Annotated in this window: 12 protein-coding genes and 1 pseudogene; 6 read left to right on the top strand and 7 right to left on the bottom strand. The window is 67.6% G+C overall.

The window, feature by feature from the left end:
* The first annotated feature begins 123 nt into the window (after nucleotides 1-123).
* From N7E59_RS08635 to N7E59_RS08645, 3 genes are read left to right on the top strand one after another with little or no spacing between them, the layout of a single operon-like run.
* Complete coding sequence (locus tag N7E59_RS08635; protein WP_261624523.1) at nucleotides 124-1,140, top strand: TAXI family TRAP transporter solute-binding subunit; 1,017 nt, start codon at nucleotides 124-126, stop codon at nucleotides 1,138-1,140.
* Nucleotides 1,137-3,272: a TRAP transporter permease gene (locus tag N7E59_RS08640; RefSeq protein ID WP_261624524.1), complete on the top strand. Its 2,136-nt coding sequence runs from the start codon at nucleotides 1,137-1,139 to the stop codon at nucleotides 3,270-3,272. Before N7E59_RS08635 ends, N7E59_RS08640 begins: the two co-directional genes overlap by 4 nt.
* Nucleotides 3,269-3,982, top strand: a complete 714-nt coding sequence (locus N7E59_RS08645) for an SDR family oxidoreductase (RefSeq protein ID WP_261624525.1) — start codon at nucleotides 3,269-3,271, stop codon at nucleotides 3,980-3,982. The genes N7E59_RS08640 and N7E59_RS08645 overlap by 4 nt, the downstream gene beginning before the upstream one ends.
* Here the strand turns inward: N7E59_RS08645 and N7E59_RS08650 are convergent, their stop codons facing one another.
* The gene (locus N7E59_RS08650; RefSeq protein WP_261624526.1) at nucleotides 3,983-4,645 is read right to left on the bottom strand and encodes a DedA family protein; all 663 of its coding nucleotides are present in this window, start codon (nucleotides 4,643-4,645) and stop codon (nucleotides 3,983-3,985) included.
* A 235-nt stretch (nucleotides 4,646-4,880) separates the two neighbouring features.
* Here N7E59_RS08650 and N7E59_RS08655 point away from each other — a divergent pair, with 235 nt between their 5' ends.
* Entirely contained in the window at nucleotides 4,881-5,657 is a 777-nt protein-coding gene (locus N7E59_RS08655) for a MerR family transcriptional regulator (protein WP_261624527.1), read from the top strand.
* 63 nt (nucleotides 5,658-5,720) lie between these two features.
* Nucleotides 5,721-6,701 (top strand): annotated as a pseudogene (locus tag N7E59_RS08660) (IS481 family transposase); the annotation flags it as partial.
* Between the two features lie 19 nt (nucleotides 6,702-6,720).
* Here N7E59_RS08660 and N7E59_RS08665 read toward each other — a convergent pair.
* The 6 genes from N7E59_RS08665 to N7E59_RS08690 form a co-directional block, all read right to left on the bottom strand.
* Nucleotides 6,721-7,110: a DUF2267 domain-containing protein gene (locus N7E59_RS08665; protein ID WP_261624528.1), complete on the bottom strand. Its 390-nt coding sequence runs from the start codon at nucleotides 7,108-7,110 to the stop codon at nucleotides 6,721-6,723.
* Between the two features lie 92 nt (nucleotides 7,111-7,202).
* Nucleotides 7,203-7,430 carry a DUF2795 domain-containing protein gene (locus tag N7E59_RS08670; RefSeq protein ID WP_261624529.1) on the bottom strand — a complete coding sequence of 76 codons (228 nt, stop codon included), beginning with the start codon at nucleotides 7,428-7,430 and terminating at the stop codon, nucleotides 7,203-7,205.
* 278 nt (nucleotides 7,431-7,708) lie between these two features.
* Nucleotides 7,709-8,119, bottom strand: a complete 411-nt coding sequence (locus tag N7E59_RS08675) for a hypothetical protein (protein WP_261624530.1) — start codon at nucleotides 8,117-8,119, stop codon at nucleotides 7,709-7,711.
* 161 nt (nucleotides 8,120-8,280) lie between these two features.
* Nucleotides 8,281-9,501, bottom strand: coding sequence for an MFS transporter (locus tag N7E59_RS08680; protein ID WP_261624531.1), 1,221 nt, complete (start codon nucleotides 9,499-9,501; stop codon nucleotides 8,281-8,283).
* Between the two features lie 41 nt (nucleotides 9,502-9,542).
* Nucleotides 9,543-9,815: a DUF6480 family protein gene (locus N7E59_RS08685; RefSeq protein ID WP_261624532.1), complete on the bottom strand. Its 273-nt coding sequence runs from the start codon at nucleotides 9,813-9,815 to the stop codon at nucleotides 9,543-9,545.
* 202 nt (nucleotides 9,816-10,017) lie between these two features.
* A complete protein-coding gene (locus N7E59_RS08690) occupies nucleotides 10,018-10,839 on the bottom strand; it encodes a sulfite exporter TauE/SafE family protein (RefSeq protein ID WP_261624533.1) in 822 nt (273 codons plus the stop codon).
* Between the two features lie 115 nt (nucleotides 10,840-10,954).
* Between N7E59_RS08690 and N7E59_RS08695 the strand changes: the two genes are divergently transcribed.
* Nucleotides 10,955-11,857, top strand: coding sequence for a LysR family transcriptional regulator (locus N7E59_RS08695; RefSeq protein ID WP_261624534.1), 903 nt, complete (start codon nucleotides 10,955-10,957; stop codon nucleotides 11,855-11,857).
* Nucleotides 11,858-12,175: the final 318 nt, after the last annotated feature.

Below are 12,175 nucleotides of genomic sequence, written 5' to 3' on the forward strand. Positions count from 1 at the left end.
GCCCGCATCGGTGTGACCTCCTGCATAGGGTGTGGGGAACGGGCCTGAGGGGGTCCGGGCGAGTCCGTCTGTGGTCTGCACCGGCGTTCGCAGCATTCACCCGCATCATGAGGAGGAGACACGATGGGCATCCGTCGTACATCGGCAGCCGCAGCATCGGCCGCGGCCATGGTGGTCCTGGCGGCCTGCGGCAACGGCAACGGAAACGGTGACGCCGCAGAGGACGAGGACCTGGAGATCGGCGACGAGGACGACTTCGTCACCGACCTGACCTTCGGCACCGGCGGCACCGCGGGCGTCTACTACCCGCTGGGCGGCGAGTACGCCCAGATCTTCGAGGACAACATCGATGACATCTCGGTCGACGCGATCTCCACCGACGCCTCGGTGTACAACATCGGTCAGATCAGCCAGGAGTCGATGCAGCTCGGACTGGCCCAGTCCGACACCTTCATCACCGCGATCAACGCCGAGGACGACTTCGAGGACGCGGAGATCGACAACGTCGGCTGGATCGCCGGACTGTACCCCGAGGCCGCGCACATCGTCACGGTCGAGGGATCCGGGATCGAGTCCATGGAGGACCTGGAGGGCGCCAACATCGCCGTGGGCGCCCCCGGATCCGGCACCCGTGCCGTCTCGGACGCGATCCTCGCCGCCTACGGCATCGAGGAGGGCGACTACGACGCCTACGAGGAGGAGTTCGACGACTCTCAGTCGCTGCTGCAGGACGGCAACATCGACGCCTCGATCTTCGTGGTCGGCACGCCCACCGGTTCGCTGAACGAGATGGCCGCGACCACCGACGTCACCCTGCTCGGGCTGGACGAGGACGTGGCCGCAGACGTCGCCGACGACACCTACTTCGACGAGTACACCATCGAGGCCGACGCCTACGACTTCCTCGAGGACGACGTCCAGACCCTCTCGGTCTCGGCCGCGGTGCTGGGCTCGACCACACAGATCAGCGAGGACCTCGCCTACGAGATCACCGCCGCGATCTTCGAGCACTCCGATGACATCACGCTCCCGCAGAGCGACTTCATCTCCCACGAGGACGCCCTCCTGGGCATCGGGGACGCTCCGCTGCACCCGGGCGCCGAGCGGTACTACGAGGAGCAGGACGTCGAACTGCCGTGAACGCCTCGCCCGTGACTCAGGCCGGAAACGCCGGAGAGTCGGATGAGCGCGTCGACGAGGTCCTCCGCGAGCATGACACCGCCAGCCGGTTCCGTACGGATCTGGGCTGGTGGGGTTGGCTCGTGGGGGGCCTCTCCGTCGCGCTGACGCTGTTCCACCTCTACACCGCGGTCACGGGGTCTCGGCCCACCATCATCCAGGGAGCGATCCACGTCGGCGCGGCGGTGTCGATCATCTTCCTGCTCTATCCGGCGCACAAGAAGCCGCTGGGACCGGCCACGGGCGTGCTGTGGAAGGACCTGCTCGTCGGCCGCGGCAGAGGCGTTCCGTGGTACGACGTGGTGCTCTCCGCCCTCGGACTGGCCACCAACCTCTACATCGTCTACCGGTACGACTTCCTGCGCAGCCCGCAGCCGGGGATCTTCGGATACGACGACATCGACTACGCGGTCGCGATGCTCGGCATCGTCCTGGTCCTCGAGGCCACTCGACGGTGTGTGGGTCTGCCGATCGTCATCGTCGCGGCCACGGCCTTCGCCTACGGGGTCTGGGGGAACCACAGCCCGTTCTTCACCCACTCGGGCAATGATCTGACCTCCTACGCGGCGACGACCTTCCTGGAGACCGGGTCGATCTTCGGCACACCCATCCAGGTGTCCTCGACGTTCATCTTCCTGTTCCTGCTCTTCGCCGTGGTGCTGATCCAGACCAACATCGGCACCTACTTCACCGACCTCGCGTTCAAGGCCGCGGGCCGGTACTCGGGTGGTCCGGCCAAGGCCGCCGTCGCGGCATCGGGTCTGCAGGGCATGGTCTCCGGGTCGTCGGTGGCCAACACCGTCGCCTCCGGATCGTTCACGATCCCGATGATGAAGAAGTCCGGGTTCCGCCCCCACGTGGCGGCCGCGACGGAGGCCACCGCCTCCACCGGCGGGCAGCTGATGCCGCCGATCATGGGTGCGGCCGCGTTCATCATGGCCGAGTACACCGGCATCCCGTACAGCGAGATCATCATCATCGCGATCATCCCGGCGGTGCTGTACTTCCTCGGTGTGATGCTCTCGGTGCACTTCGACGCCAAGCGCAACGGGATCAGGGGGATGGCCAAGGAGGAGCTGCCCACTGCGCTGTCGCTGATCACCCGCGCCGATCTGATCCTCCCGCTCTTCGTCATCGTGTTCATGCTGCTCGAGGGCAGCTCTCCGGCCCGCGCCGCCCTGTGGGGGATCGCCACCGCATTCGTGCTGAGCTTCCTGCGACGAGAGACGCGCCTGGGACCTCGCGGCATCGTGGAGCTGATGATCGCCGGTGCGCGGACCGCCCTGCCGGTGATCGCGGCCTGTGCGACGGCGGGCATCGTCGCGGGAACCGTGACCAACACCCCGCTGGGACAGCGTCTGGGGCGCGGGATCATCGACCTCGCCGGCGGCCACTTCCTGCTGGTGCTGCTGTTCACCATGCTGGCCTGCATCATCCTGGGCATGGGTCTGCCGACCACGGCCAACTACGTGGTCACCGCCACTGTCGCGGCCCCGATCCTCGTGGAGTTCGGCGTTCCGCTGATCGCCGCCCACATGTTCGTGTTCTTCTTCGGCATCCTCGCCGACATCACTCCTCCGGTCTGTCTGGCCGCGTTCGCCGGGGCGGGCATCGCCAATTCGAACCCCCTCAGAACGGGGGTGACCGCGATGAGACTGGCGATCGCGGGATTCGTCATCCCGTACGTCTTCGTCCTCCAGCCGGCGCTGCTGCTGGAGGGCAGCTTCCAGGACCTCGCGACGTCCCTGCTGACGGTGATCGTGGGCATGGTGGCTCTCGCCGCCGGCATGGCCGGCCAGCTGCTGGTCCGTGCCACCGTGGTCGAGCGGGTCCTGCTGATCGTCGGCGGGGTGCTCCTGATCTACCCCGACATCATGATCTCCGTCGGAGGGATGGTCGTCCTGGCACTGGGTCTGTTCCTGCAGGTCGGACGCCGGGCCGCGCGGGGACGCTCCACCCCCGAGGAGCGGGAGGACGACGCCCCGGCCGAGGACGCGCACGCTGACGACGCTCAGGATGACAACGCACACGCTGATGACGCTCAGGATGAGGGCGACCTCGCGGAGGAGCGTCCTACGGAGGACAAGCCATGACCCAGAGCGTCTCCGCGACCGGACAGCGTCCGGTCGCGCTGATCACCGGCGCGACCCGAGGGATCGGCCGCGCGATCGCCGAGGACCTCGGGAAGGACCATCACATCCTGGTCGGCGGCACCGACGCCGCACGCGTGGCGGAGCTGGTGGACCAGCTGCCCAGCGCAGAGCCGTTCGTCGCCGACCTCGGGGACCTCGAAGCCCTGGCTGAGGCGACGCGGTCCGTTCCGGAGCGGCTCGACGTGCTGGTGCATTCGGCCGGCGTCGCGGTGACCGGGACGATGGCCGAGTCCGGCCCCGAGGTCTGGCGGGACACCTTCACCGTCAACGTCTACGCGGTGGCCGAGCTCAATCGGCTGCTCCTGCCGGCCCTGCGTGCCGCCGGGGGACAGGTCGTCGCGCTGAACTCGGGCTCCGGATACAGCTCCCGCGGCGGCGGGGGCATCTACTCGGCGTCGAAGTTCGCCCTCCGTGCGCTCACCGATGCCCTGCGGGACGAAGAGCGCGGTCGAGTGCGGGTGACGTCGATCCACCCCGGTCGTGTGGACACCGACATGCAGGTCGCCCTGCAGGCCGCGGCTGGGAACACCGACTACGACGGTGCACGCTACATCGCCCCCGCGTCGGTGGCCGCGACCGTGCGCACGGCGATCGAGATGCCCCCGGAGTCGATGGTCGAGGAGCTGGCGATCCGTCCCGTCCGGGGCTGATCAGGACGCGGTGCGTCGGGCGAGGAACTTCCGGACCACGAACCATGCCACCAGCAGGACGACGCCGATGATGACCACGTACTGCAGCCGTCCCACGTACAGCTCCACCACGTGCCAGTTCTCACCCAGGGCGAACCCGGCCCCGACGAGCACGCTGTTCCAGATCAGGGAACCGACGGTCGTGAGGATGAGGAACAGGGGAAGGTTCATCCGGTCGATGCCCGCGGGGATCGAGATCAGCGAACGGACGATCGGGACCAGGCGACCGAAGAGGACGGCGGGGCGTCCGTGCCGGTGGAACCAGTCCACGGTCCGGTCGATGTCGGCCACGTCCACCAGGGGGACGCGCGCGCCCCAGGAGCGCAGCCGTGCGAGGCCGAAGGCGGCGCCCAGCCAGTAGAGCGCCGCCGCGCCGACCACCGATCCCACCGTGGCGCCGACGATCGCCAGCCAGAGGTTCATCGAACCCTGGGAGGCGGTGAAGCCGGCGAGGGGAAGGATGACCTCACTGGGGATGGGCGGGAAGAGGTTCTCCAGCGCCACCAGGAGTCCGACGCCGGCGACGCCGAGGGCCTCCATCACGGAGACGACCCAGCCGGTGAAGCCGGTGAACGCATCCGTGGTGGAACCGGCGGCCGGGGGCAGGGCATGGGCGGAGAGCACCTGAGCATCCTAGGTGCTCGGTCTGGGAGCACCATGGACGCACGCTGCGGTCCTGGCCGCGGGGACCCGGCAGAGCGTCCGCACGGAGAGAGGGGCCGGACACCTCACAGGTGTCCGGCCCCTCGTCGTCGGCGGGGGTCGCCGCCCAGCCCCTCCTCTAGGTGTACTGACCGGAGACGTTGGTAGAGCGACTCTCTCTGGGAGCATTGACCTTGACACTGTGTGATGCGGTCTGGTGGGGGTCGACATGTTGAGTATCGGAGAGATCGCGCATAGCACTGGTGTCTCGCGGCGCATGCTGCGGCACTGGGAAGGCGAGGGGTTGCTGACCCCAGCTACTACCGACCCTGTAACCGGCTATCGGCGCTACCAGGACAGCCAGCTTGGGCGCGTGCGTGCCATTGCGGAACTGCGCGCGCTGGGGTTCGGCTTGGCCGAGATCGGGCAGCTGCTCGATCCGCATCTTGAGCAGTCCACTCTGGAAGTGCTTCTCACTCACCAGGTAGACGCCCTGCAGCGGCAGATCACCGAGGCTTCAACACGTCTGGTCCACGTTCAGCACCGGCTGGACATCATCCAGAGCAAGTCCATGGAGATCATCATGAATCTGTCCATCACCGCACTGCCCAGCCTCAATATTTGGGGGCTGAGCACCACCGTCCTTGACGAGACCGAGATCGGTCACGCCGTCCAACAGTTGCACCGGGACCTCCCTCACACCGATGAAGAGATCGTGCTTCTGTATGACGGTACGGACGACGACCAGATCACCGTCTCAGCCGGGATTACGACGCGCCCCGAATCTGAGGCGGTCAGCAGGATCGTCGTGCCGGAGGCCTCGGAAGGCGTAACGGTCACCTTCGATGGACCGCCAGAGAGCATCGGGGATGCCTGGGTCCTGATCGATGCCGAGCTAGAGAAGCGACACCTGACCAGTTTCGGCATCTATCGGCAGGTCAACAGCGTGACGGGACACGTCACCCTGCAGGCCCCTGTTCGCGAGCGACACTGATTTGCGGACCACAGCAAGGGAGGCCAGCGGCGACGTCGAGCCCCCGCCTGGAGGTGTGTCTCAATGAGCCATGCGAATGCGGCTCTCACCCCGCGCCACAGACTGAAAGTTGCCCGGCTGGTTGTCGACCAGGGGTGGCGGATCAGTGAAGTGGCGGCCCGCTTTCAAGTGTCCTGGCCGACAGTTAAGCGCTGGGTCGATCGATACCTCGCCGGCGAATCGATGCAGGATCGCTCCTCGCGGCCACGGAGGTCTCCTGGCAAGACGTCCAAGACCGTGACTAAGAGGTGCGTCAGCCTACGAATGCGTCTGCGGGAAGGTCCGGTCCAGCTCGCTGCGAGACTCAGCATCGCGCCGTCGACGGTTCATCGAATCTTGCGATCAGCCCGCTTGAACCGACTCTCTCATGTCGACCGCGAAACAGGTGAGCCCGTCCGCCGCTACGAGCACGATCATCCGGGATCAATGGTGCACGTAGACGTGAAGAAGCTCGGCAACATCCCCGACGGTGGCGGCTGGCGTTACGTTGGTCGCCACCAAGGCGAGAAGAACCGCGCCGCGACGCAGGACAAGTCACGCAACGTCTATGGCAATCCGAAGCTCGGATATGCATTCGTGCATACCGTCATCGATGACCATTCCAGAGTCGCCTACACCGAGGTCCACGACGACGAGACCGCCTTCACCGCTGTCGCTGTCCTGCGTCGGGCCGTTGATTGGTTCGCCGACCGCGGCGTCGCGATCGAGCGAGTGCTTTCAGACAACGGTGGTGCGTACCGATCGCACCTCTGGCGCGACACCTGCGAAGCACTGTCGATCACCCCGAAGCGGACTCGTCCGTACCGGCCGCAGACCAACGGGAAGGTCGAGAGGTTCCACCGCACCATGGCCGACGGGTGGGCCTACGCCCGCTGCTACATCAGCGAGCAGGAACGCCGCGACTCTCTCGAAGCCTGGCTCCACCAATACAACCAGCATCGTCCCCACACGGCCTGCGGCAACCAGCCGCCCTTCTCACGATTGATCAACGTTCCCGATCAGTACATCAGGGGTTGGGCGCTGCTCAGGCGGAGGCCTCGAACAGCGGACCGAAGCCGGCCGGCAGCTGAGACCTCAGCGCCTGGACCTCTCCGTCGGAGATGGACCGGGCGATGGTGGACAGCACCGCCTGCACGTTCCGGCGGGCCTGGTCGGGATCCACGTCCTGACCGGAGTGGTCCGCCACGCGACGCAGGAAGGTGTCGACGTCGTCGTCCACGGGCTGCTTGCCGTCATGGGCGGTCAGGGTGGCCTTCAGCTCCTCGGGCAGCTGAGCCGCCAGGTCGCCGGGCTCGCCGCCCTTGAGGCGCTTGCCGAGGTCCTCGAGGACCACGTGGGTGACCTTCTCCGCCTCCTGGCGGTCGGTCGGTCCGCCCAGTTCGCTCACGCTGGCGATGAATTCGTCGGTACGCATGTCTGTACTCCTCAGGTATGTCTCGTCGTCTGTACTCGGTCTGTACTCGGTCTGTGCTTCGTCTCCGGGGACTGAGCCGGGCTCCGCCCGGTTCAGCGGGCGGTGCCGCCGGGGGCGTCCTCGCCCTCGGGCTCCTGGGGGACCGCGTCGGTCACGTCGTCCTTGGACTCGAACTCACGGTCCGGCAGGGCGTGCAGGGCCTGCAGGGACTTCTGGTCGACGCCGCGGCTCTGCGCGTAGTCGATGAGGGCCTGCTTGGAGGCCGGGAAGTCGGCTCCCTGGAGGGCCTTGGAGGCGCGGAGGTCGTCGCGTGTCGTCATGTCGGTTCCTTTCGTGGCGGGAAGACGTGAATTGGGGTGTGGGCATGCCGATCAGGCCCCGTGGGGGGGTCGGATGCGGTGAGAGCGGGTCGGCGGGCGTGCCGGGGGCGCAGAGTCCTGTGCTCGATGCGCGGTGAGAGTCCGCCGGAGTCATCGACTCCGCAGTGTCATCTGTGACGTCTGTCCAGCGTCGCCGGAGTGGCGCTGTGGATGGGCGAAATGCTCATGTCTTCACCGTAACACCTCGTCAGCGGCCTATGCACGGGATGGGACGAGCCTCAGTCCGAGCTCTCCTCCGTGCGGCGCCGCATCTCCAGGCGGCGCCCGTCGGGCAGGATCTCCTCCGCGGCCTGTACGACGAAGGCCGCGATCGTCCACCCGGCGTACCGACAGGCCGTCAGCACTCCGGGGGTCAGCCAGGTCGGAATGACGTCGGAGTCGTCGGACAGGATCTCCTCGACGCGTCGGTGGAGCTCCTCCTCGGCCACGGGTTCCCGATGCTCTCCGCTCAGCGAGTCGTAGACGTCGAGATACAGGGCGACCACGTCGTAGTAGCTGCCCCGGTTGCGGAGGAAGCGGATGTAGCGGTCGGTCCGGGGCTCCTGCAGCTCGGTGTCGTGGATGAGCAGCAGCGTGTAGTCCACGATGTCGGCCAGCGTGCTCTGACGGGCTGCACCGGTGAGGGGCATGGGGGACCTTCCTGGAGATGCTGACTGGGACGCGGGCGGGAGTCGGACGGGGAGGGCGAACGACCCCGACGACGACACTATATCGGCATCGCCCCATGTCAGAGCGATCGCACCGTGGTGGGGCGTCGCTGTGCGGGCGGTTCGCTACGAGTGTGAGGCGGTCAGCGGTGCCGACGCCGGGCGAGCTGTTCGATCCCGGAGCCGGCCAGCAGCAGACAGGAGAGCCAGACCGCCCCGCCGGCACCGGCCGGCGCGGCGGCGGCACCGGCGGCGAGGGGGACGACGACCTGGCCCAGACGGTTGCCCGAGAGTCGGAGGGCCAGGGCCGAGGACTGCCAGGTGCGGGGGACCGCTTCGACGACCTGGGACATGGTCAGGGGCTGGCCGAGGCCGAGGAAGAACCCGGCGGCGGCCATCGTCGTCGCCGAGAGAAGGGTCGAGGTGATCGTGAGCGGGATCGGGGCCAGCGTGAGGGCGGAGCCCGTCAGGGCCGCCACGACGAGGGTCGATCGCCTGACGCGGCGACGGAGCGCGGGCAGCAGGAACCTCGAGGCGATGGTGGTGCCCGCCCGGACGGCGAGGAGCGCACCGATCCAGGCCGGCGAGACCCCCGCCTCTGCGCCGATCAGCGGCAGGAACGCTGTCAGGATGTCGACGGTGGCCACCAGGCAGAGTGAGGCGAGCATGGCTGAGCCGATGCCGGGGCGCCCCAGGATCGCAGAGATCTTCGGCTTCGTGGAGTCGGGGGACCGTCCGGAGGACTCTGCTCGTGACACGGACCGCCTCTCCCTGTGCGGAGGGCGGAGGAGCAGCAGCAGGATCGCCGCGGGCAGGCAGGCGGCCGTCCCGAGCCACAGGGCGAGGTCGATCGTGGGCAGCGAGGCGGGCTCCCCGGCGGTGGCGCCGTCGAGGAGCAGGCCTCCGACCAGCGGTCCCACGAGCTGGCCCCCGGCGAATCCTGCGGTGAACCAGCCGAAGCCCCTGTCCAGCTCCGAACCGGCTGAGTATCGGGCGACGGCGGACTGTCCGGCGATGATGAACACCAGCTGACCCACACCCATGACAGTGGTGCCCGCGGCGATGCCCATGACGTGTTCGGCGGAGGACACCACGGCGGCGCCCGAACCGGTGGCGACGGTGCCGCCGATCAGCAGCGGCGTCAGGCTGGGGAGCCTCTGGGCGAGGGAGCCGAGGCTCATCGCCGCCAGCAGGGGGAGCAGCGAGTAGGCGGCGGAGACCAGTCCGACCGTCGTGGCGTCGGCGTCGAGGGCGACGAGCTTATACGTGGTGGTGGGACGGACCAGATGCACGGTGATCTGGTTCAGCAGCGCCGCCCCGATGAGGACCCAGAGCCAGGAGCGCGTCTCGGGGCTGGTCGTCACGGGCAGTCAGTCTACGCCGGCGGGACCGGCCTGTGCGGTGCTCAGCTCAGGATGCCGACGATGTACCCCACGAAGACCATCAGCAGGAAGGCCACGCCGACTCCCACAGCCGCCAGACCGAGCCAGACCTTCGGAGGCCGACGAACCGGCTCATGGCGCGGGGTCGCGGTGGCCGACTGGGAGTCCGGGGGAGTGCTGCCCGGCGGAAGGCCTCCGCCGGAGTCGAGGTCCGGGTCGGCCTGCGGCTCAGGGTCCAGGTTCGGATTCTCGCCGGCCGACGGAGGTGTGCCGTCGTCGCGTCCTCGGTCAGTCATAGGTTCCTCCAGGATCGGAGTTCTGCCCCGGCGGAGTGTCCGGTCCGGGATGTTCCGTCTCCCGGCGACGATACCTGACAAGCCTCTGACCTGCGACGATGTCGCGTCAGGCGACATGAGTCCGTTGATCACTCGTCTGTTCCTGCCTGCGGGTGCAGGACTGACGTGGGTCCGTCTATCAGAGTTCCCGTGAGCAGGAGGATCAGCTGTTCATCGTCATGGCGATGACGGTGGCGGCACCGACGATGACGACGAACATGCGGAACACACCGGCCGACAGCCGACGGGCGAGGCGCCCACCGACGAGGCCACCCAGGGTCGAGCCTGCAGCGATCAGCGCGACGGTGGACCACGAGATCATCTCCGGGGAGACGATGATGAAGATGCTCGCGGCGATGATGTTCACCACAGCGACCGTGAGGTTCTTGATCGCGTTGAGTTCCTGCATGTGGAGCAACGATGTGATTCCGAGCAGCGCGATCAGCAGGATCCCCTGGGCTGCACTGAAGTATCCGCCGTAGACGCCCAGGAGGAACGCGGCGGAGAGCGAGGTGACCGTGGCCATCCGGGTCGGGAACGGCCTGTCGCCGCTGGGCCGGAGGGGCTCGCCGAGCGCATCCGAGCGTGTCCGCATGAAGCGGCGTCTGATGGTCGGGCCGGCGATGACCAGCAGCGTGCCGATGCCGATGAGCCAGGGGATGACTCTCGCGAAGACCTCGGCGGAGAAGTGGAGCAGCAGGGAGGCCCCTGCGATGGCGCCGAGGGCCGACGCCGGCAGCAGCACCCTCACTGCAGAAGCATGGGTGCGCAGTTCACGCCGGTAGGCGATGGCGCCGGAGATGCTGCCGGGCACGATGCCGATCGTGTTGGCGATCGTCGCAGCCAGCGGCGGCATTCCCAGAAGTACCAGTATCGGGAATGACACCAGTGTGCCTGCGCCCACGATGACGTTGACCCCACCGGCGAGGAATCCGGCGCCGACGACAGCCGCCCATTCCAGCACCTGAAGCCAGTCGGTCGGCATGCTCGGCCAGCCTTTCCCGTTCGCGAACCGTGGGGCGTCTCCAGAGTGGCAGGAGATGTCACCTCTCAGCTTGCTAGAATCAGAAGGCCCCTTCGGTACAGCGAAAGGTGAAAGAGTGACATTCGACCTCCGGGATGTGGCACTCGTGGTCGCCGTCGCGGACCACGGGTCGATCACCGAAGGCGCTCGGGCGCTCGGACTCTCGCTCTCGGCGGCCAGTTCCCGCATCACGGCTCTGGAGAAGAGCCGGGGCGTCAATCTGCTGATCAGAAGCCGGAGGGGAGTCGTGCCGACTTCCGCCGGAGCGGACTTCATCGTGCGCGGTGGCCAGCTCCTCGCTCAGGCCGAGGGGCTGGTGGACATGCTGCGCCATCACCGCGACGGTCAGGCCGACCACGTGAGGATGGCCAGCAACACCTCGGCTGCGGATGCCCTCACTGAGTTCCTCGCCGCTGCGCTGTCGAGGTTCCCGAAGCTCCGCGTGGTGTTGGACGAGGTCCCCAGCGAGGAGGTGGCTCGACGAGTGCGCGACGGGGACGCCGACCTCGGAGTGGTGTCGCTGCTGGATTCGGAGGCTGGACTGGCTGTGCACCCCCTGTGGGGCGACCCCCTCGTCATCGTGGGAGCCCCTCTCCGCGGTGCGTCCGACGACGCTTCGCCGACGTTGACGTTCGAGGAAGTCATCCGGGGACCGATGATCGGCCTGACCGAGGGCAGCCCGCTCCAAGTCTTCGTCGACGAGCAGGCGACCCGGCTCGGCATCGACATCGACTATCGGCTCCGCCTGCCGTCCCTGGGTGCGGTCTACGACGTGGCGACCACTGGGGCTGGAACGGCTATCCTTCCGCTCGGCACGGCCCGCCGGCTCGGGGCGCCCGACGAGGCGGTGCACGGCATGCCGGAATCGTGGACCCAGCGCCGCGCCATGCTCCTGATTCGGTCCGACAGAAGTGCGTCGTCGAGCGGAGACCCCTTCGTCGAGGCGATGCTGCGGTACCGCAACGAACCCCGCGACTGAGCTTCATGCAGTCGGGGCTGATGCACGGATTGGGGGCGGGTCGTCTTCGGCCGGGAGGGCCGCGAGCAGATACGGCTGGTTGGGCCGCGGGCAGATACGGCTGGTTGGGCAGTCGTGCCTCTCGCCCGAGGGATCGGCTCAGCGAGTCCGTTGCCCGGCACTCTTCTCCGTCGCAGAGCTCTGTCACGCGGATTCAGTGGTGCTGGTCACCTCGCACATCTGATCGGAGAGGAGTTCGACGATGACGAGAGGCCCCCGTCCGCGGTGCGGACGAGGGCCTCTGGGAAGCTTCCTGAACCGTACTGGGTTTAGTTCCGC

This window comes from Nesterenkonia marinintestina (assembly GCF_025420485.1).
In the GTDB taxonomy this organism is placed as follows: Bacteria; Actinomycetota; Actinomycetes; order Actinomycetales; family Micrococcaceae; genus Nesterenkonia; species Nesterenkonia marinintestina.